The sequence below is a fragment of the Larkinella harenae genome (assembly GCF_054780515.1).
In genome coordinates this window covers 139,338-159,374 of sequence record NZ_BAAGWE010000001.1, presented here as the reverse complement: position 1 = coordinate 159,374, position 20,037 = coordinate 139,338, and the positions used below count along the sequence as shown (strand labels likewise).

Sequence of the window (20,037 nt, the reverse complement as noted above, 5' to 3'; positions counted from 1 at the left end):
CGTTACTTTTCCACTTTAAATTCATACTTCCCGGACCCGATCTCCAGCAAAGCCGAATTAGCTTCAAATCGGGCGTTTTCAACGATTTTTCCATTTTTATAAATTCGGGACGATGCCTCGGCAGGCAAATAAACCGTCGCCCGGGTATTGACCGGAACTTCGACCTGCAATACGAACGAGCGGCTGTTTTTCTCCCAATGTGTTTTGATCCAGCCATACGGCGAATGAAAACTCCCTTCGGCCCAGGTCAGATCCCCCACGGGCTGCGGCTGGATTCGGATGGCTTTAAAGGCGACGGAATGGTCTTCCTGCGCAATACCGGCAATGCCCTCCTGAAACCACTCCAGAATATGGCCCATTGCCAGCTGGTTCTGTGACGCTTTGCCATCCCAGGTTTCGACCAGCGCCGTGGCACCTTTCTTCAGCAGGTACCCGTATCCCGGCACGTCGTCGCGGTTGGTCATTGCAAACAGGGTAGCCGGATGCCCATTCTGGTATAGGGCCTTGACCAGAAAAAGATGGCCAACATCGCCCGCCGTTAACCGATTGGAGTCGACCCGCTGGATGTTCGTTGCCAGCTTGTTGATGACATCCGCGCGGTATTTTTCTTCCACCAGCCCCATGCTGACGGGCATGGCCATCGCCGTCTGGCTCCCGGTTGCGTATAGTCCGGTTTCGGCATTGAAAAATTTTCGGTTGAAAGCAGTTTTTATGTCCTGCGCCAGGCTGCGGTACCGTTGTGCATCCTGCTGCTGACCAATCAACGCGGCCAGCTGGCTCAGCGCCTGAATGGCGTGGTAGTAATACGCGGTGGCCGTGAGACCCATGGGCGTTACCCGGCCCATATCCAGCCAGTCGCCCAGCCCATAGGCCAGAATATGATCCGTTGCTTTGCGGTTCAGGTACTCGGCGTAGCGGGTCATCATGGGGTAGGCTTTGCGGATAATCGCCGTATCCCCGTAGTTCTGATGTAAAAACCACATATCCAGAATCGCCGTTGAACCCCACTCGGGTGAATCGACAAAAGGACCTTCAAACTGGATGTATTCCGGGGCAATGTCGGGCACCAGCCCACTCTCGTGCTGCGCATCCTGCATGTTCTGCACCAGGCTGCGGTATAAATTATACACATTATACCGGTAGTTGATGGCGGTTCGCATGAAGTTCTGCTCGCCCTGCCAGCTGAGCTTTTCCCGTTGCGGATTGTCCGTGATGTAGCTTTGCAGGTTACTTTTGATCGCCCAGTCAATAAAGCCTTCGATCCGGTTGAACAAGGCATTTGAGCACGCAAAATGTCCGTTTGAAGGCGACGAGTTACGGTTGTGCAGCACCTTGATTTCGGTTAGCTCGGGTAACGGCTCCGAACCATCACTGCTTTCGATTTGAACGTAACGGACCGCAAAGTAGCTGAACCGGGGTTGCCAGGTTTCCTCCCCGTTTCCTTTCAGGGTATACACATAATAGTGCGGAGCAACGCCATCCGCCTGATTCACTCTTCCATCCGGATGCAGCAATTCGGCTGGCGTGATTTTCAGCGTCTGACCGGCTTTTCCCCGAACTTTAATCCGCGGTATTCCGGAAACATTTTGCCCGAAATCATAGACAACTCCATTCCCGACAACCGTTTCCTTTTTAACGGTCAATGAGTCCAGTAGTAGGACCGGTTCATCGATTTCAGGCTTCAGACTGCCCCGGGGTCCGGATACTACCAACGCATTTTTCCAGGCTTTATCGTCGAAACCCGGGGTGTTCCATCCGGGCTGTTCCTGGCGGGCGTCGTAATCCTCTCCGCCATAAATCGTGTTAAACGTAATTGGCGAAGGGGCTGCCTTCCAGCTTGGGTCGGAAACAATGGTTTCCGTCCGACCGTCCGTGTACGTTATTTTCAGCAGGGCAATCAATGTAGGATTCCCAAAAGCTCCGGTTCCTTTTACATACCGTTCCTGCGAGATGTGGTAAAAACCGTTGCCCAGCACAACGCCAATCGCATTACTTCCGGCGCGTAGTTGCCGCGTTACGTCGAAGGTGTTATACAGGACGGTTTTATCGTAGTTGGTCCAGCCGGGCGCCAGAAAAGCCTGCCCAATTCGCTGGCCGTTGATGCTGGCTTCGTAATGCCCTAAGCCGCTCACAAAGAAGAGAGCCTGCCGAATGTTTTTGGTGGTGGTAAACGTTTTTCGCAACAGGGGGGATACGGCATTTTTGAGCAGCCGGCGGTCGTCTGGTTTCATTCGCATGTGCACAAACGGCACCACGCGCATTGAGTCAGACGTGGCTTCCAACCCAATCCAGCGGGCATTCTTCCAGTCTTCCCGGCTAAAAATGCCGGTTGTGAATTGCTGGGGGCGGCTCCATTCCGACGTTTTCTGGCCCGAATCCCACACCCGCACTTTCCAGGCATACGTTTGCGCGGGCTGGAGCGCCTTGCCGGTGTAGCGCACCTGAATACTCTGACTGCGCTTCACCACCCCACTATCAAAGATATCGAAGGTTCCGGCATTCAGCTTCTCCTTCGTTGAGGCAACGACCAGTTGGTAAGCCGACTGGCTAACATTCTGCTCCGGCGATTCCATTTCCCAGGAGAAAAAAAGACTACGGGGGTCGATTCCGAGCGGATTCGTTTTGTTATCGCATAACGCCCTCGTTACCCGTATTTGCGCGGGCAGCGTCTGCGCCCCGACCAGCAGGATTGCCACCAGCCAAACAACATTGAATTGGTATCTCATTTTTTCACTACGCCGTGTTGGGTAAAAGCATTTATTCGGGTTGGCTTACTGAAAGCGGATTCTCCTACCGAAAAGGATCAATTAATAGCCCAGGTTTTGCTGCAAACGCCCAATTTGAATCTCCTGCAGCGGCCTGATTCATATAAACCCCGTCGAAGACGTAGCCCCCCACCAATGCTGGACTGAATGCTTGAATACCCCGTTCCATCGGAATTTCTACCTGGTACAGCATGTTGTTGACGGCTTTCTGGCAATAGTCGGCGGTAAACGAAATGCGGTCATTCAAAAGCGAGAAATCCAGTCCGAGATCAAACCCGCAGGTGGTTTCCCAGGTCAGTGTGTTATTGCCCAGTGAGGTCAGGCTCCGGCCCTATGCTAGTGCCCCACCGTATACATTTAATTATCAATAAATTTTCTAAAAATACTTACACTTTTGAGAAGGTAAACTTACCAGTTAAAGCCACTGAAGACCTCCAATTTTATAGCAAAAAATGATGCTTTTATAGCATTTTTATAATTTTTAGCAGCAGATTTGGTTAGATATGAACAATCAGCCGCTCTGAAATTGGTTTCAGCCCATACGCCTTATTTGATTTTTGCCCGTACCGGGCGGCTATTGCATCATAAGCCGAAAGAACGGAAACCAGTCAATTCTTCGGCAGCCGTACCCTGCTTATCAAGCAATTCTATCATAAAAAAGCACACGATCTTCCGCGCAGGAAAACCGTGTGCAGTCAATTGGGAAGCAAGTACGTTTATTCCAGGTTTTTCAGGGTGTGTTTCAGTTCCTGCACCTCGGAAGAAGCGCTGTTAGATACAGTGAATATGGTATTGGGACTGGTGTAATCTTCGTAAAAAACGGTATTGGCTTTGTCATCAACTGACAAAGCGGCCCCGTTGAGGGTGATACCGGCAAAAAAGCCTTTGCTCCGGGAATATGAATACACTTCAGCTTCCAATTTATAATCCGTGCTGGCGGAAGAACTCCGGCCAACAGGACCCGCAGCAACCGACAAATCACCGCCCAGCGTAAAACTGTTTTTATCGATTTCGGTCAGCATTTTACTGTTTTTGAACACCAGCACAAGATCAACTGCCTGAACACCAGCCTGCAGCCCGAAACTCCCTCCGGTCAATGTCACAAAAACCGGATCGCTCCATTCGCCTTGCTTGTTCCTGATCAAGGCAATGCCTTTACCCCGTTTTCCACCGACGACAAACCCCGCATTAATCAGTTTAGGCACAATGACAATTCCCTGGGACATTTCCAGCAGCCGGGCGGGTATGTTTTCCTTCATCTGACCAAAATCGCTCAATACACTTATGGCCGATTTGATCTTTTCGACTTCTTTTAACTCAGCCGGCGCCTGCTGGGCCCGAACCGGAAGTACACTCAAACTGAATACGGCCAACAGAAGTGCCAAAAGAGAAGTTTTCAATTTCATTATTACGGTGGTTTTAACGTACTGTTTTTAATTTACATCCGCATCGAGCTGACCTGACAGGTGCATACAAAAGCCAATCGAGCTGGCATTTATTAAACGGACCAGCTAATCCATTATTTAATCTTTTGCCTGAATCTTCGTTTAGTTAAATGTGAACACGCAATTTTAGAATTCAGCGCGCGGGATGAACGACTTAGGTACAGAAGATTAGATCAAAGAAGCCGCCAGACAGTTTTTTTAAAAAAGGGCTTTGACGGCACCAAAATGCGGGATATTGCCGAATTGGCGGGGATTAATACGGCACTGACCGATTACTACTTTCGGTCCAAAGAAAACTTGTTCTGGATTGTTTTTGACGACCTGCTGAAGCAATCTCTAGACCAGCTTAACGAGCTCTTCAACAGTCAGCTCCCGCTCCGGGAAAAGATTCCGCTGATGATTCAACAGCACTACGAATTTCATTCGAAGAACCCGCAGCTTTCGCTATTCATCATGAATGAAATACGCCGGAACCCGGAGCGTTTTGCCCAAAAGAGCGGTTTACGGGATGTGTTCAGCCATTCTGTTTTCTCCCAGCAACTAGAAGAAGGAATCCGGCAAAATCAAATCAGAGCGATTTCGGCGGCCCACCTGCTGGGCCTGATGTTTGCGCACTGCCAGCAATTATACGCTGGCAAATCCCTGCACATGGTCCTATTTAAAACGGACGAAGCCGATTTTGAAGACTATGCCAGGGTTCAGGTCGGTATTGTCATCGATATGATTTTGTGCTATTTATTCATCAATGACTGAAGCCTACCAGCGGATGTGGACGCCCTTCGAATCTGTAGACAAGCCACTTATAGAAGTAAGTCCGAATTGATGGCTGCTTGTCAGGAGCCGCTAAGTTGCTCCCCGCCTGCGCAACTCACTTGATTACTTTCGACACCTCAAAAGTAGCCTGTTGACTACCAGCCCGGCCGTCGGCGGCCATCCCGTTGATGAAAATCCGGTATGTGCCCGCTTCGTCGGACGTATAAAAATCAACCTGGGCTTTTCCCTGCGCATCGGTTTTCAACGAAGGATTCCAGTAAAGTAACGTCCGCAAATCCGGCAAGCGGCTATTCGAGCGCTGCGGAGTATCATACCGGGGGGCGTAAAAATCGCGCGGAATCTGCAAGCCTTCATAGTCTGCCAGCAGGGCTTTGGCGTCGGGGCGGTAACCAGCCAGGTCGCCTTTGTAAGTAGTAAAGCTGACGATGCCACTAAAAACCATGGGCCCAACAATGTAATGCCGGGTCATTACCTCCAACCGCTGCACTTTCCGGGGATCAATCGCCATTACTTTATCCATGTCAAAAACCGGAACCCCATCCAGCAAGACCAGCGGATCATCGTTCATAAACTGCTTGTGCGCGACATCAAGAACATTAATGGTGTACCCATTTCGGCGTTTGCGCGCCATCACACCAGGAACATATTCCCGAAATACTTCTTCCATGACTGGAAACCGGGTAAAATCATCGAGTCGGTATTTTTCGTCCGGATTACCGTAAAACGCGACGCTATCAACCTTGGGGAAATGATACCGAACCAGGTTTTCGCGGTAATAGGCGTTCTGAACCTGCATCGGGATACTCCGGGCCAGCAACGACTCCTGCAACGAAGGGGCGAAATCGAAAACGGGCAGCCGAGAAACCGAATACCGCTCCAAAAACGGATTTTGCAATTCGAGCCGGTAAATACTATCTCTGGGGTTCAGTTGCGCAACCAGATCTTTGGGCCCGAAAAACTCCTTCATTTCAAATAGAATCCGTCCAGCAGCGTCCGACCGCGATCCGTACAGCAGAATGTGCTTGCCCGGAACGGAGAGATACGAACTGATTCCAACACCCGGCCGCCCCGAGCCGCCATGCGTAATTTTTCCCCGGACAAAATGCCCATTCTCTTCCGGTATGTACTCTTCTGCGGGCGGGTTAGGTAGCAATACATCCTCCCACCGAAACCGTCTCCATCCCTGCGTCAGCATCAGATTGTCGGCGGCTTCGCTATCTTCTGCCGTAACGTAATACTCCGGCGCTTCGACCGTTCCCCGCAAATCCGATGTCAGCATCAGATAGCTCAAAACCGTACCGGATTCGGCCGTTTGCAGCGAGTCCACCCGATAAACCGCAATGGAAAGATCGGTTGCAGCAGGTTTACCGGTTTCATCCTGCGTGGAGAGTTCGAAAGCGGCTTTTTCGCGGGTTGAAAGGACTCCGCTGGTCTGTTTGGCGTTGATAGCCAGCCGACGTTCCGGCCGTTTGAAATACAACCGTTCGCAAACCGGCTTCCGGCGGTCATCAAAGACGGTCAGGTGGGAAATGCCCTCGCCCAGCGATTTTTTGTCAATTACAAACGAGGCTGCCTGATCGCGCAACGGCTGCTGATCGGCCTGGATAGCCGCCAGTCGCGTATGAACCAGCAACGACACCACCGCTGAATTGGAAGCAACCGCCCGGACAGTCAGCCGAAGCTGCCCCGCACCTTCCTCTACCTGCATGGTATAGCCCTGCTCGCGAACCGGGGGCAGCGGCCGCGTAAAAGTACGGCCCCGGCGGTCGGTCAGTACCGCCCGGTATTGCCTTCCTTCTTCCGGCTTTATGGCAAACCGCCCCATTCCAAACCGTAGCGGTTTGAACCGAGCAACGGTATTATTATCCTGATCGACAATCGAGCCATCCAAATCAACTCCCTTTCCGTCGCTACCCACCATCTTGAAAGCCACGTTGCAGCTCAGATTGCGCACCAGTGAACCTCCTTCCGGAAAAAACTGAACGTCGTAAGCCAGGGTATCTTTCAGGATTGGCAGCTCCAGTTTCCGAAACGAATTGACAATGGTGACCGGTTTTTCAAAAAAGTAATCGGGGCCGAGATTTTTCATCCAGTTCGTGTAGGCCCGAACCAGGTAATTTCCCGACGCCAGGGTGGTCGGCAAAAACAATGAACCGTTTCCAGTCCCGTCAGTCAGGGCAACTTTGGTTTGCAGCACGGGCCGGTTTTCTCTATCGAGCACCTCCAGATAAGCCACTTTGCTCAGCGACAGCGGTCGGTGAAAGGTGCCATCGACGTAATTCATTTTAAACCATATCAGCTCGCCAGCCACGTAAAACGAGCGATCGACGTGCACAAACAGCTTTTCCTGCAACATCCGGCTCCGGTACGCGCCAAGCTGCTGCGCCACCGGCTGCTGCGAATCGGTTTGCGCCCAGGCTATTTGCGTACTCCAGTGGGCCACCAGCAGGCAGATGGCGACGTACGGAAAAAATCTTTTAAGTAGACGCATGGCAGCTTGCATCAGCAGGTTCAACATTACCAAAAACTGGGCTTAACATTCGTACCGGAAACGCGGCAGTCGACACAAAACGCTGAACTCATCCGGTAGCCAATGACGCGTCCTGTAAAGGTGGACAACACTTCATCGATGGGCACGCCCCCGGCCTCCGCCACCTCATAAGCCGACGGTTTTTCCCGCGTTGGCATCAAAGGTAGCGTATCCTCCAGGCACGCTTCGTACATGGTCGGAATACGCCAAGGCGGCAGTTGTGAAGAAGAAACGAAAATTCGTTTTTCTTCCACGGAATAACCGCTCAGGTAGCCTACCACGGGCTCATTGCGGTCGGTAACACTGCGAATATTGCCAATAACCTGAAACGGCTGTGGATCAAACAGGGATCCTAGGCTCTCGGTATTTTTCTTCAGATTCTGCCAGTATTCGTGTGCTTCCTGCGTCAAGGCGTATTGCTTCACCAGCAGGCTGTAACGCACCTTCAGGCGGTTAGACGAAGAGTTGGACACAAAAATGAGCGGGTATTTGTTGATTACATCCTGCGTTAGCTGATTAGAAGAACCGACAAAAATGCCCGTCGATTTGTCACCCCGCCAGCAGTGGTTCACATCTTCCTGGCGGTATTCAAAGGCTTTGTTGACGTATTGAACCCGCGAAAAAAAGGCGGAATAATACTCCCAGGTTTCTTCGTACTCCCAGCGGTAGTATTTCGTGTTGTTGGTCGGATCGTGGGTGGTTACGTAAAACTGTACCCCCAGATCCTGCGGTTGCCAGGTAACACTGTCAATTTTCGGCGTCTGTTTAATGGTTACATAATCCGACTCATACTGCCGCCCATCAGCCGTACGAATGTGAATACGGTATTTCTGGCCAAATTGTAATTTGCCGTCCACCAGCGTATAGCTTCCGTCGCCCTTGTCCTCAAAATTCTGCGTTCCACCCCGTTCTGCTTCCACCCGAATAGCCGCCCGAACTTCGACCGGCGGTTTCTTCCCATCCGTCAAATTCTGGGTACGCGACAATCGAACGGTGCTCGTTCCGGCCCCATTCAAAAAACCGTCAACCACCAGGTACGTGTTGTCGGCTTCGATTACCGGCGGCCGGTAGGGATCGACGCAACTCCCGATCAGCCACAAAAGCAGTATGGATAAGTACTTTCTCATCATCAAAATTTGAAGTTGTAGGTGATGGTCGGAATCGGCTGTCCGAAAATAGAGAGCTTATACCCCCGCACCACTCCGCCCAAAGAATTAAAATAGACCGAATACGCATTCCGGCGACCCAACAGGTTGTACACGGCCAATGTCCACGAACTGTGTGCCAACTTCTTGACCTTGTGGTTGCCTTCGATGTTGAACGACAAATCGGAACGGTAATAATCCGGGATACGGTATTGGTTGCGCTCGGAATAAAAGACCCGTTGCGAACCACCCAGCTCGTACTTCGCCAGCGGCAGCGTAATGGGCCGCCCCGTGCTGTACGTAAAATTGAGAGAGATACTGAACCGGCGATTGATGCGGTAATTTCCTACCCAGGTAGCATCGTGGGGCTTATCGAAGTTGCTGGGATAGAAATCACCCTTGTTGATGTTCTCCTGCGGAATACTCTGATCGACCCGCAGAAACGTGCGGGAGTAGGTATAACTTAACCAGCCATTGAACCGCCCGGTCAGTTTTTTTATCAGAAACTCCACTCCGTAAGCGCGGCCTTCTGCCCGAATGACTTCCGTTTCCGGGTGTTGGTTCATGATCAGGGTAGCCCCGCTGCGGAAATCCAGCACGTTCTGCATCGTTTTGTAATAGGCTTCTACCGATGTTTCGATGGTGTTGTTTCTTAAATTCTTGTACAAACCGAGCGAAAACTGATCGCCCACCTGCGGCAGAATATTAGGATCGCTCAGCTTCCAGATATCGGTGGGAGCCATTGCCGTCGTGTTCGACAGCATGTGCAGGTATTGCCGCATCCGGTTGAAACTAACTTTGATCGACGCGTCGGAAGAAAAGGCGTAGCGGGCCGATATGCGGTATTCGGGTCCGTGGTAGGTCTTGATGTTTTTTCCGGCACCGTACGAAAGCGTATCCTGAATATTGGAAACCGTACGGGATGCGCCCGTGGGGTAGGTGTAAATATCTTTCGGTCCGAGGTAGTTGAACAGCGAATACCGCAGCCCGAACTGAATCGAAAACTGGGGCGAAATATCAAACCGATCACCGGCGTAAATCGCGCCTTCCAGTGCCTGCTCCGTTGTCACGACCTCCGGCCGAACCAGCGACTCCCCGCCCAGCGGCTGAAAGCTACCCGGCCGAAGCTTGTACAGATTGGTGCTTACGCCAAAATCGATCGTGTGTTTAGCCGTCGGATAATAGTTAAAGTCGGTTTTGAACGTCGATTGATCCACCTGAAAGGCCAGGCGATACGCATTAACCGGGTTTTGCTCGCTGGCCACCGAATACTTGTAACGGCTCGTCGTGGCCGAAAAGACACTGTACAGTTTAGGATTAAAAATATGTTTCCACTTCACCGACGCATTCTGGTTGTTGTACGTGTATAGCGTGTCGCTGTTGAGCCGAAACTCGTCCTGGCTGTAGTAACCGGTCAGGTAGATCGTGTTTTTCTCGTTGAATTCGTGCGTAATGTGGGCATTCAGATCATGGAAAGCCGCCCGGCTGTTGCGGAATGCCTGGTTTTTCAGGCTGTTCAGCAACCAGTCAGAATAGGTGGAGCGGGCCCCGATCAGAAAGGATGATTTCTCCTTGATGATGGGCCCTTCCAGCGTCAGTCGTCCCGTCAGCACCCCAATACCGCCGGAGCCCGACAGTTTTTTCTTGTTACCGTCGCGCGTGGTCACTTCCAGCACCGACGAGAGCCGCCCGCCATACCGCGATGGAATGCCACTCTTGTACAGCTCCACGTTTTTAATCATGTCCGGATTAAACGCGGAGAAAAAGCCAAACAGGTGAGACGGGTTGTAAACCGTCGCGTCGTTGTACAAAATCAGGTTTTGGTCCGTCGAACCACCGCGCACGTTCAGCCCTACGCTGCTTTCGCCCACCGACTTCACGCCCGGCAGCGTCAGCACTACTTTCAGCAGATCAGCTTCCCCAAAAGCCGTAGGCACCTGTTTCAACGTCCGGATATCAAGCCGTTCCACCCCCATTTGCAGCCCCGAAACATTTACGTCTTTCTCGGCTTCAACCACCACTTCCTTCAGCGCAATGACGTCGTCCTCCATTTCAATGTCGAGCTTCCCTTCGGAATAGAGCATAATCTGCCGTTTGGTATCCTTCATCCCGATGCTGCGCAACAGCAGCTGATGCCGCCCGCGCGGCAGCGTAATGGAGTAATACCCAAACTGATCGGTTACCACGCCAATGCGCGGTTTGTCGATGTAAACCGCCGCTCCAATCACCGGTTCACCGGAGGCCGCGTTGCGGATGTGTCCTGCCAGGTTTGCGTTGCCGGGCCGGATCGGATTCGTCCGACGCCCGATGTTGAACAGGCTGGTTTCGAGCGTGAGTCGTCGTTTTTCTTTTTCGGCCAGGTAATCAACCACGCCCGTATCAGCTTCGGCACTTGTTCCCCGTTCAAAAAAACCGATAGGCAATTCGGTACGGATGGCCCGTTCGGCTGTGATGAAAACCCGTTTCTGCGGATCAATGGCGTAGAAAAGACTGTTGCCCTCCAGGACCTGCTGCAAAATCTGGGGCAATGGTTTGGCACTGGTTTCCGGATAGTTTACCCGAACGCTATCCACATTTCGGATATCGTAGAAAAACCGGTAGTCGCTCTGGTTTTCTACTTCCTGAACAAACTGCACGAACGAACCCGTAAACGGTCCGCGGATGAGTTTGCCACCCGGTTGCTGCCCAAAACCGTCGGTCAACGAAAGAGCAAAATAACCCCATAACAACAGGATACGGTAAAGTTTTGTCATAACTATCGGGAAGATTCGTCGTAGTGTTGGGCCAGTTTGACAATTGCAACTTCGCGGTTTTCGGCAAATCGGATGCGATTGTCCCGGAGGTATTTACGGAGCTCTTTCTTATGCTCAGCCAACAGTTTGAACACTGATTTTTTACTTTTTACCGGGTAGAAAACGCCATTTTTACCGATGAAAAAGCTGTCGCCCGTCAGATACTCTTCCTTGACGGTATTTTGCACAAAATCGGTTTTGATGGTTTTCACGCGTTTTGCCAATACTTTTGTCCGGCCGTCGTACAGCTGATCGTAAAATCCCGTGCGCAAGCCGAGGTTATTCACGGTATCCCGCACCAGCCGGACCACGGAATGATTGGGGATCGAAAACCGATTGACTTTAATACTTTGTAACTGAATACGGTATACGCTGTCAATGTGCGGCACCACTACCACGTCATTGACCAAATCGTAAAGGATGCGGATGTTTTCATAAACGATGCCGTCGTACATAATGGTGCCCGTCTGCCAGAGCGAATCGAGGTAAGGATGCCCTTTGATCGTTGGCCGGTGTCCAACGTATTCGGCACCGGTATAGATGCGGGCCTGATCCGGCACAGACCGGACGTAGCGATTATGAGCGTAGCGAATGGCCTGTTCCCGAAACGAACTATCCTGCGAAACACGCTGCCCGAAAATCGGGTAACCCGAAAAGATAATCAGAGCAATAACCAGTAACGCAGTATATTTCATCGGTAAAGAAGCGGTCAGATCGTTTAGGTTATTGACGTATTAACTTAGCAATTATACTATAATTTCCGTTTTTTCTTTCGTTTTGTATTTCCCTTATGCCTATAGACAGCTTTTCTTGGTAATCCGTTGGAACACATACCATCTAATTTTTTTCGCACTTTTCTAGCGCTTCTTCCGGCTGAATTTGCACTAAAACCGCTCCAAACAGCCGAGAACACCCCTTTTCCGCTGGTGCAGTTCGCTGAAACAACGCTCATATTACATTGTATTGATTTTCAAACGTATGCCCAATTTCAACGACAGACCGAGACTCGTCACTTTTTTCAGGAGTTGACCGACCGCTTTTTAGCGAACGGCTGGCGGTTGATTCACCTCTGGGAAGATGTTTGTCGCCAAAAACCGGCGATCGTTCTTTCCCGGCTCCGGGCGTTGGTGGGCCACTCAGAACGGATTCCGGCCCGCCTGACGCAGTTTCGGCGCATCGACAAGCCAACCGCCCAACGGTTTTTGGCGGAACATCATCTGCAGGTGGTTACCAACGTGAAATACAACTACGGGTTGTTTCTTCCGGAACGGTATTTTCGGGTTCTATCGGCCGATTTTCTGGCCAACTCCGGAGCTACCCATGACTTGCTGGTGGCCGTGGCCACGTTCAGCCATCCACGAAATATTACCCGCAACGGAACCCTACATCGCTCGGTGGAGTTGGTTCGGTTTGCCAACCATCTTGATTGCACCGTCGTGGGTGGTCTGGACAAATTACTCAAAGCCTTTGCCACCGACTGGAAACCCGACGATATAATGACCTACGCCGACCGTGACTGGTCCGATGGCGGGAGTTACGAAAAGCTGGGTTTTACGCGCCTGGAAAAAACCGAGCCGCAGCACTTCTGGCTTCGTCCGGGTGACTGGATTCGCTATTACCCCCATCACCTGCCCGACGGCCTGGCGGAAAGCGAACTACCAGCCCAGGGCTATATTCCGGTTTATAATGCGGGAAGCCGTAAGTTTGTGAAGATTTTTTGACGGTACACGGTTTATGGTTTTCTGCTTTCAGCGGGCTAACGCATTGAGCGGCTGATTACCTCAATCCAACCGTATACCATAAACTGAAAACCGTAGATCGCTTCCCATGTCAGCAATGATTGTCATTTTGGGGCCGACCGCGAGCGGCAAAACGCAATTGGCAGTTCAGGTGGCCCGGCGGCTCAACGGCGAAATCGTGAGCGTCGACTCCCGGCAGGTGTACCGCGCCATGGACATCGGAACCGGCAAGGATTTGGATGAATACGGCACTGACCATCAAGCTATTCCTTACCATCTCATCAATATTGTCGATGCTGGTAGTGATTACAACCTGTACCAGTACCAGCAGGATTTCAACCGCGTCCTGCCTCAGATTCTGGAGCGTGGTCGCACTCCTGTGCTTTGCGGAGGAACGGGGCTTTACCTCGAAGCCATTCTGAAAGGCCACCGTTACACGGCCGTTCCGGTCAATGAGTCGCTGCGGCTTGAGCTGGCGTCCAAAAACGATGACGAACTATTGGAACGGTTTCGGCAGTTGTCGTCGGAATATACCGCACTGGCCGATCCGTCCACTCGCAAGCGCCGGATTCGGGCCATCGAAATTGCTACGTATTTGACCCAGAATCCGGCACCGGCGGTTGATCATGCGCCCCCGCTTCCGGCGGCAACGGTTTTCGGAATTGACCTCCCCGTTGACCTGCGTCGGCATCGGATTTCAGAGCGGTTGGCACAACGGCTTCAAAACGGGATGGTTGAGGAAATTCAGCAACTGCTGGCACGGGGCATTCCGGCCGAGAAACTGGTTTTTTACGGGTTGGAGTACAAATTCATCACGCAATACCTGCAAGGTGAGCTGAATTATGAAACCATGAAAATCCGACTGGAAACGGCCATTCATCAGTTTGCCAAGCGTCAGATGACTTTTTTCCGCAAAATGGAACGCGACGGCCTGCGCATTCAGTGGCTCGACGGCCGAAAGCCAGTAACTCACTTGGCAGACATCATAGTCGCTGATTTTCAATCACTTTAACTTCCACACCATAACTCTTCACTCTTAACTCCTTACTCTTATCTCCTATTCAGGCAGTTTTCTGTATTTTTGAGCCATGACCCAAACAACGAACCCGCTTGTTTTTTTAGAAGCGCTACACCAGGAGATTCAACAAACCGAATACGGCCAGCAACCGACGGAATTATACGAACCGATTAGTTACATCATGAACCTGGGCGGCAAGCGCATGCGGCCGCTGCTGACCCTCATGGCGGCTTACCTCTTCGGCGACGACTGGCGTAAGGCCATCAAACCCGCCATTGCGGTGGAAGTTTTTCACAATTTTACGCTCATGCACGACGACATCATGGATCAGGCTCCGTTGCGCCGGGGGCAGCCAACGGTTCATGAAAAGTGGAATCCGAATATCGCGATTCTGTCGGGCGATGTCATGCTTGTCAATGCGTATCAGTTGCTGGTGAATGTAGAAACCCCGTATTTGAAAAAAGTTCTGACGCGTTTTAACCGGACGGCGGCAGAGGTCTGCGAGGGTCAACAGCTGGACATGAATTTTGAAACCCGCTGGGATGTCACGGAGAATGAATACATTGAGATGATCCGGCTCAAAACCTCGGTTTTACTCGGTTTTGCGCTCGAGCTGGGCAGCATTATTGCGGGTGCCGACGACGAATCCAGCGCCCGGCTGCGCGAAGGCGGCATCAATATCGGATTGGGTTTTCAGCTCAAAGATGATCTGCTGGATGTATATGGCGATCCGGCCAAATTCGGCAAACAAGTTGGGGGCGATATTATCGCGAACAAAAAAACGTTTTTACTCATCGAAGCGCTGCAAAAAGCGCAGGGGAGCCTGAAAACCGAGTTAAGCGATTGGTTGCGCGCAACGGAGTTCGACAAACAGGAAAAAGTGCGGGCCGTAACGGCGATCTACGACCAGCTGGGGATCCGGCAACTGACTGAAGAACGGATCAATAACTATTTTACGCGGGGCTTCGAAAACTTCGGTCAGATTACGGCCGACCCGGCCCGGAAAGCGCTGTTAATGGATTTTACGGAACAATTAATTGGTCGGGAAAGCTAATCCATTTCCGGCTTGTACCTATTTTATTCCACCACGTGTCATGAATGTTACGCTTGCCATTATCGTCATCACCGTCCTGGTCACCCTCTACGGTTGGCAGAATGAATCTTTTCTGGAAAGCACGGTTTTGAATCCGCAAAAAGTATTCCGGCGGGGCCAATGGTACCGGCTTTTAACCTCAGGCTTCGTACACGCCGATCTGGGGCATTTGGCGTTCAACATGTTTACGCTCTATTTTTTCGGAACCCTGATTGAACAGATCTTCGGGGCTTTGTTCGGTGAATCCGGATCGATCTATCTGCTGGGTTTTTACCTGATTGCCATCGTTGTTTCTGACCTGCCGACTCTCATCCGGCACCGCGACCGTGCCAATTACAACTCCCTGGGTGCATCGGGTGGAGTTTCTGCGCTGCTGTTTGGCGCCATCATGTTCGTTCCCACTGAAAACATCAGGATTATGGGCGTCATTCCCATACCGGGCTTTATTTTTGGTGCAATTTACATGGCTTACTCCTTCTACGAATCGCGGCAGGGACGGGGGCGAATCAACCACGACGCTCACTTATTCGGGGCCATTTTTGGCATTATTGTCGTCGTGGTGCTCTACCCACCCGTCATTTCGCATTTTGTCAGCCAAGTATCGGGTTGGCGGTTATTTTAATTGTAGTGTATGGATGAACGGCAAAACGCCCGGCGTCGATCGCTTTGCCGTTGGGCTTTCATCTGACCTCGCTTGGTTTTCATGTGGCAGCTATTGCATCAACCTTATCCCTGCGAAGATCCAGCGCGCCGTCGTTGGGCCAAAGCGTTCTGGATTGGCGCGTTTGTCGGACTGTTTCTGCTTATCTTTCAGCCTTTTGGATTAAACCTCTGGGACACGCCCTACAAAACCGTTAAAATCCTCGGGTTTGGCCTCATTTCCTTTCTGGCGACCGCCTTTCTGAATTTATTGATGCCGGTTTTATTCACCCGGCAATTCTCCAACGACAGCTGGACGGTCGGCCACGAAATTCTCTGGATAACATTTCATATCTCGCTCATTGGTCTGGCCAATTATTTCTACCTCCAGTGGTTGATTGGAAGCTCGATTCATGCGCCTGATTTAATCGGAACCATTGTTGTCACTTTCCTGATCGGTATTTTTCCTTCCGCAGCGTCGGTGATGGTCAATTACATCATCAAGCTGAAAAAATACAGTGAATCGGCCCGGCAAATTCCCGTACGGGAGCATACTGAAGTGCCGGTTTCGATCACTACGACCGATGAACGGATGCGCGTCACCCTGACTGCTGAAAATGAAAAAGACAGCCTGAGTTTGCCAATCGCTGATCTGCTGTATATCGAATCCAGCGATAATTACTCCACCATTACGTATCTTAAAAACAACCAGCCCTCCAAAAGTATGCTCCGAAGCAGTCTGAGTCGGCTGGAGAACCAGGTGGCTACAAACGAGAATTCCGCCATTGTCCGGTGCCACCGGTCATTCGTCGTCAACCTGGACAAAGTGGAGAAGGTAACCGGCAACGCGCAGGGCTATAAACTACACCTCCATAACGATCATTTTCAGATTCCAGTTGCCCGGAAATACAACGATACGTTGATTGCCCGGCTAAAAGCGCTGGAGTAATCCTTTGTCAATCATCCCAGCAGCTTTGCCAAACATCCCACCGTTTGCCAAACGCCCCAAACTTCTGCTATCCAACCCTTTAATTTGACCCGTTTTCGGTACAGGCGTAGGTTTGTTGCAACGAATCGAACACAACCAAACGCCTTTGCGCCATGAATACCCTCGTAAAACTCATCCTGATTATTCACATTGCAGCCGGCTTTCTTGCCTTACTGGTTGGCCTGGTGCCCATGATTACGAAGAAAGGAAACCGGTTGCATAAAGTAACCGGACTGATTTTTTACTGGTGTATGGCCCTGGTCTGCCTGACGGCTGTTTACCTGGTTTTCTTCAAGCCCAGTACGGTTTTTCTGCTGTTCATTGCCATTTTGAGCTTTTACTTCTGCTTCTCGGGCCGCCGTATCCTCCGGCTGAAAAAGGCACCATACCAATTTACATTAGTCGACCAGGTGGCAGCTTACCTGGCGTTAGGCGCGTCGCTGGTCATGGCCGGGCTGGGTGTTCAGTCCGTTGTCAACTGGCTGAACACCGGACACCTTTCGCTTTTTGGGCTACTGTATTTCTTTTTCGCCGGTATCCTGTTCAGCAACGCCCGCTACGATGTCAGGCTGTTCCGTAACCCGGAAAAAGCGCGCGATGGCAAAATGGAATGGTTTTACGGACACATTACCCGAATGTCGGGCTCGTACATTGCAACGGTAACGGCATTTGCTACGGTGAATACGCGCTACCTGCCAGAACACCATTTCCTAATTGATATGGCCGCGTGGACCCTGCCGGGCATCGTTGGCGGTATGCTGATCGGGCGCACCATCCGGTATTACAAGGAAAAAGCAACGGTGCGTACCCACGGCCCAAAAACCGCGGCTCCCATAGCATAAGTAGGTAAGGGTGGATTTTGTACGAACAGAAGTCTGCTGGCTTTATTTGAAAAAGCCCTTGGGATCGGGTGATTTCTGAAGAAGCTCCTGCATAAACACCAGGTCAACAGATGAGAAGTCGAGCACCCGGGCTTTGTGCAGGTTTTCCCAGGATGCCGCATAATCGCCCTTGGCAAAATTGGCCCACGACAACCGCATGAAGGTATTCGCGTTGGTCAGGTCGTATTTCAGGGCTTTGGTCAGCACCAGGATGGCGTCGTCGAGCAGCTCCTCGTCTTTATTTTCTTTGTAGTGTTTGAGCTGCACCGTGGCCAGATCGGTCATCAGAACCGCGTTGGTATCGGCTACCGCCAGCCCTTTTTTCAGCAGCCGGATCGATTCAGGGGTTTTGCCCTGCTGGTAGCAAATAACGCCCAGCCCCCAGTACGTATCGGAGTTTTTGTCATCCAGCAACCAAGCCAGATTAAAGCGGTACGCAGCCGTGTCCAGTTGTCCTTCGGTGAGGTATTCCCACGCCCGGGTCGCAAAAAACTGGCTGGCTTCTGTGCGGTTCCCAAAGTTCTGGTCGCATTCATTCAGAAAACGAACCTCCCAATCAATATGCTCGACGGTTTTTGCCTGTTCTCCAAACAAAGGCGCCACCATTGGGTTTACAACAGAAGGAGTCGTCTTTTTGGAAAGCTCTACGACCGTATCACCTTTGTCCACGTCGACTTTCCGGGCCGAACTGACCAATTGGCCTGTTTGGGCAAAAACTCCCAAAGGAAGGCAAATCAGAAGACCAAAAAATCGTAATCTTTTTGTCCGATTATTCATGTGACGTTAAAACGTACTAGCGCCTATACAACGTTCCGAACGTCCAATTTAGTACAAAATACTAAAAATGGTTACGTCCGTCGGCGACGGGAAGGGCCCGCTTTGGGTTTATTTCGACCTGCTGACGTTTTTTTGGCCGATTTACCGGACACGGTTGAACTTCGTCCACGGGGCGGAGCGTTTTTCTTTTCGTGAAAAGCACCCCTAAACGTTGGGTCTTCTTTTTTGCGCTGATCATCGATTTCACGCAGGTATGTTTGTTGCTCATCAAACGGGGTTTCAACAATCGAAATCTCAGCCGGAATGGACTCGCGTGGAATCTGCATCCGGATCAGTTTCTCGATTTTCCCGATATGGTATTCCTCCGCGATGGTCATAAAGGTTACAGCCTCTCCGCTACGGTTGGCGCGCCCCGTCCGGCCAATGCGATGCACGTAGTCTTCATAAATTAACGGCACATCGAAGTTAATGACGTGACTCACCTCGTTTACATCAATGCCCCGGGCGGTAACGTCCGTGGTAACCAGCACCTGAAGATTTCCTTCCTTGAAGGCTTCCATCGCATTAATACGTGTGTTCTGGCCTTTGTTGGCATGCAAAACGCGAATTTTATCGGTAGCAATTACTTTGCGGGCCAGAAATTTGTAAATGTTATCGGCGGTTTCCTTTGAGCGAACAAACACGATCACCCGGTTCGCGGCTTCGTCGCTCAGCAGATGCGCCAGCAAATCTATTTTGGTGCGGAAGTTGGGAACGGCGTAGAGTTTCTGCGACACCATATCGGCCGTTGACGCCTGGGGTGTTACCTCGACCCGCATCGGAAACTCCAGAAACTCGTGGGAAAGTTCTTCTACCTTCGCCGGAAATGTGGCCGAAAACAGCATATTCTGGCGTTTCACCGGAATGACCTCCAGAATTTTCCGGATTTGTGGCATAAAACCCATGTCCATCATTTTGTCGGCTTCGTCCATCACCATCGTGTTCAGGTGTTTCACCACGATTTCGCCCTTCAGATAGATATCTAAAAACCGCCCTGGCGTTGTGACCAGCACATCTACCCCCTTTTGAACGGCTTCAATCTGGGCTTTTGGCCCAATTCCGCCGTAAAGCGCCACATGCCGGATATCGGTGTATTTACCCAGTTCACCAATGGCTTTGTCGATTTGCATCACCAGTTCGCGCGTTGGGGCCAGTACCAATACGCGGGGGTGCTGGCCCTGAGCATACTTGGTTTTCATCAACAACGGAAGCAGGTAAGCCGCCGTTTTTCCCGTACCGGTTTGCGCAATGCCCAGCAGATCGTGCCCCGCCATTGCCAGCGGAATAGCCTGCTGCTGAATGGGCGTAGGTTTTTCATAGCCCGCTTCTTCAATCGCATTCAGCAATTGTCGGTTGAGCTTAAAATCTTCAAATGCGTTGATTTCCATAAAAATATTTCTGACCCGTGATTA

At 51.2% G+C, this 20,037-nt stretch carries 16 protein-coding genes; 7 read left to right on the top strand and 9 right to left on the bottom strand.

What is annotated here, in order from left to right; genetic code table 11:
• Nucleotides 1–2: 2 nt before the first annotated feature.
• The 3 genes from ACYVH9_RS00660 to ACYVH9_RS00650 all read right to left on the bottom strand — a co-directional run bounded on the left by ACYVH9_RS00660 (nucleotide 3) and on the right by ACYVH9_RS00650 (nucleotide 4,171).
• A complete protein-coding gene (locus ACYVH9_RS00660) occupies nucleotides 3–2,726 on the bottom strand; it encodes a family 78 glycoside hydrolase catalytic domain (protein WP_460634356.1) in 2,724 nt (907 codons plus the stop codon).
• Between the two features lie 64 nt (nucleotides 2,727–2,790).
• Nucleotides 2,791–3,012: a hypothetical protein gene (locus ACYVH9_RS00655; RefSeq protein ID WP_460634355.1), complete on the bottom strand. Its 222-nt coding sequence runs from the start codon at nucleotides 3,010–3,012 to the stop codon at nucleotides 2,791–2,793.
• Nucleotides 3,013–3,481: 469 nt separating this feature from the next.
• Nucleotides 3,482–4,171, bottom strand: a complete 690-nt coding sequence (locus ACYVH9_RS00650; RefSeq protein WP_460634354.1) for a lipid-binding SYLF domain-containing protein — start codon at nucleotides 4,169–4,171, stop codon at nucleotides 3,482–3,484.
• A 108-nt stretch (nucleotides 4,172–4,279) separates the two neighbouring features.
• Here ACYVH9_RS00650 and ACYVH9_RS00645 point away from each other — a divergent pair, with 108 nt between their 5' ends.
• The gene (locus ACYVH9_RS00645) at nucleotides 4,280–4,963 is read left to right on the top strand and encodes a TetR/AcrR family transcriptional regulator (RefSeq protein ID WP_460636431.1); all 684 of its coding nucleotides are present in this window, start codon (nucleotides 4,280–4,282) and stop codon (nucleotides 4,961–4,963) included.
• A gap of 115 nt (nucleotides 4,964–5,078) precedes the next feature.
• On the opposite strand, the gene ACYVH9_RS00640 is transcribed toward ACYVH9_RS00645, so the two are convergent.
• Genes ACYVH9_RS00640 through ACYVH9_RS00625 form a run of 4 tightly spaced genes read right to left on the bottom strand, consistent with a single transcriptional unit; the run spans nucleotide 5,079 to nucleotide 12,146 of the window.
• Nucleotides 5,079–7,475: a hypothetical protein gene (locus ACYVH9_RS00640; RefSeq protein ID WP_460634353.1), complete on the bottom strand. Its 2,397-nt coding sequence runs from the start codon at nucleotides 7,473–7,475 to the stop codon at nucleotides 5,079–5,081.
• Nucleotides 7,476–7,501: 26 nt separating this feature from the next.
• A complete protein-coding gene (locus ACYVH9_RS00635) occupies nucleotides 7,502–8,641 on the bottom strand; it encodes a DUF4249 domain-containing protein (protein WP_460634352.1) in 1,140 nt (379 codons plus the stop codon).
• A 2-nt stretch (nucleotides 8,642–8,643) separates the two neighbouring features.
• On the bottom strand, nucleotides 8,644–11,412 hold the full coding sequence (locus ACYVH9_RS00630; RefSeq protein ID WP_460634351.1) for a TonB-dependent receptor: 2,769 nt from the start codon (nucleotides 11,410–11,412) through the stop codon (nucleotides 8,644–8,646).
• Between the two features lie 2 nt (nucleotides 11,413–11,414).
• A complete protein-coding gene (locus ACYVH9_RS00625; RefSeq protein ID WP_460634350.1) occupies nucleotides 11,415–12,146 on the bottom strand; it encodes a hypothetical protein in 732 nt (243 codons plus the stop codon).
• Nucleotides 12,147–12,377: 231 nt separating this feature from the next.
• Between ACYVH9_RS00625 and ACYVH9_RS00620 the strand changes: the two genes are divergently transcribed.
• The 6 genes from ACYVH9_RS00620 (at nucleotide 12,378) to ACYVH9_RS00595 (ending at nucleotide 17,770) form a co-directional block, all read left to right on the top strand.
• Nucleotides 12,378–13,172 carry a hypothetical protein gene (locus ACYVH9_RS00620; protein ID WP_460634349.1) on the top strand — a complete coding sequence of 265 codons (795 nt, stop codon included), beginning with the start codon at nucleotides 12,378–12,380 and terminating at the stop codon, nucleotides 13,170–13,172.
• 106 nt (nucleotides 13,173–13,278) lie between these two features.
• Nucleotides 13,279–14,202, top strand: coding sequence for a tRNA (adenosine(37)-N6)-dimethylallyltransferase MiaA (gene miaA / locus ACYVH9_RS00615; RefSeq protein WP_460634348.1), 924 nt, complete (start codon nucleotides 13,279–13,281; stop codon nucleotides 14,200–14,202).
• A 76-nt stretch (nucleotides 14,203–14,278) separates the two neighbouring features.
• Complete coding sequence (locus tag ACYVH9_RS00610; RefSeq protein ID WP_460634347.1) at nucleotides 14,279–15,262, top strand: polyprenyl synthetase family protein; 984 nt, start codon at nucleotides 14,279–14,281, stop codon at nucleotides 15,260–15,262.
• Nucleotides 15,263–15,302: 40 nt separating this feature from the next.
• Entirely contained in the window at nucleotides 15,303–15,923 is a 621-nt protein-coding gene (locus ACYVH9_RS00605) for a rhomboid family intramembrane serine protease (RefSeq protein ID WP_460634346.1), read from the top strand.
• Nucleotides 15,924–16,004: 81 nt separating this feature from the next.
• Complete coding sequence (locus tag ACYVH9_RS00600; protein ID WP_460634345.1) at nucleotides 16,005–16,889, top strand: LytR/AlgR family response regulator transcription factor; 885 nt, start codon at nucleotides 16,005–16,007, stop codon at nucleotides 16,887–16,889.
• A 152-nt stretch (nucleotides 16,890–17,041) separates the two neighbouring features.
• On the top strand, nucleotides 17,042–17,770 hold the full coding sequence (locus ACYVH9_RS00595) for a DUF2306 domain-containing protein (RefSeq protein WP_460634344.1): 729 nt from the start codon (nucleotides 17,042–17,044) through the stop codon (nucleotides 17,768–17,770).
• 42 nt (nucleotides 17,771–17,812) lie between these two features.
• Here ACYVH9_RS00595 and ACYVH9_RS00590 read toward each other — a convergent pair whose 3' ends face one another.
• Both ACYVH9_RS00590 and ACYVH9_RS00585 read right to left on the bottom strand, forming a co-directional pair.
• Nucleotides 17,813–18,532 carry a tetratricopeptide repeat protein gene (locus ACYVH9_RS00590; protein ID WP_460634343.1) on the bottom strand — a complete coding sequence of 240 codons (720 nt, stop codon included), beginning with the start codon at nucleotides 18,530–18,532 and terminating at the stop codon, nucleotides 17,813–17,815.
• Between the two features lie 125 nt (nucleotides 18,533–18,657).
• Nucleotides 18,658–20,013: a DEAD/DEAH box helicase gene (locus ACYVH9_RS00585; RefSeq protein WP_460634342.1), complete on the bottom strand. Its 1,356-nt coding sequence runs from the start codon at nucleotides 20,011–20,013 to the stop codon at nucleotides 18,658–18,660.
• Nucleotides 20,014–20,037: the final 24 nt, after the last annotated feature.

What these genes read in the sequence shown, in the direction of transcription:
- ACYVH9_RS00625 (WP_460634350.1), bottom strand. Translation starts at nt 12,146, where the DNA reads ATGAAATATACTGCGTTACTGGTTATTGCTCTGATTATCTTTTCGGGT.
- ACYVH9_RS00630 (WP_460634351.1), bottom strand. Translation starts at nt 11,412, where the DNA reads ATGACAAAACTTTACCGTATCCTGTTGTTATGGGGTTATTTTGCTCTT.
- ACYVH9_RS00640 (WP_460634353.1), bottom strand. Translation starts at nt 7,475, where the DNA reads ATGCGTCTACTTAAAAGATTTTTTCCGTACGTCGCCATCTGCCTGCTG.
- ACYVH9_RS00635 (WP_460634352.1), bottom strand. Translation starts at nt 8,641, where the DNA reads ATGAGAAAGTACTTATCCATACTGCTTTTGTGGCTGATCGGGAGTTGC.
- ACYVH9_RS00600 (WP_460634345.1), top strand. Translation starts at nt 16,005, where the DNA reads ATGTGGCAGCTATTGCATCAACCTTATCCCTGCGAAGATCCAGCGCGC.
- ACYVH9_RS00605 (WP_460634346.1), top strand. Translation starts at nt 15,303, where the DNA reads ATGAATGTTACGCTTGCCATTATCGTCATCACCGTCCTGGTCACCCTC.
- ACYVH9_RS00595 (WP_460634344.1), top strand. Translation starts at nt 17,042, where the DNA reads ATGAATACCCTCGTAAAACTCATCCTGATTATTCACATTGCAGCCGGC.
- ACYVH9_RS00660 (WP_460634356.1), bottom strand. Translation starts at nt 2,726, where the DNA reads ATGAGATACCAATTCAATGTTGTTTGGCTGGTGGCAATCCTGCTGGTC.
- ACYVH9_RS00585 (WP_460634342.1), bottom strand. Translation starts at nt 20,013, where the DNA reads ATGGAAATCAACGCATTTGAAGATTTTAAGCTCAACCGACAATTGCTG.
- ACYVH9_RS00610 (WP_460634347.1), top strand. Translation starts at nt 14,279, where the DNA reads ATGACCCAAACAACGAACCCGCTTGTTTTTTTAGAAGCGCTACACCAG.
- miaA (WP_460634348.1), top strand. Translation starts at nt 13,279, where the DNA reads ATGTCAGCAATGATTGTCATTTTGGGGCCGACCGCGAGCGGCAAAACG.
- ACYVH9_RS00650 (WP_460634354.1), bottom strand. Translation starts at nt 4,171, where the DNA reads ATGAAATTGAAAACTTCTCTTTTGGCACTTCTGTTGGCCGTATTCAGT.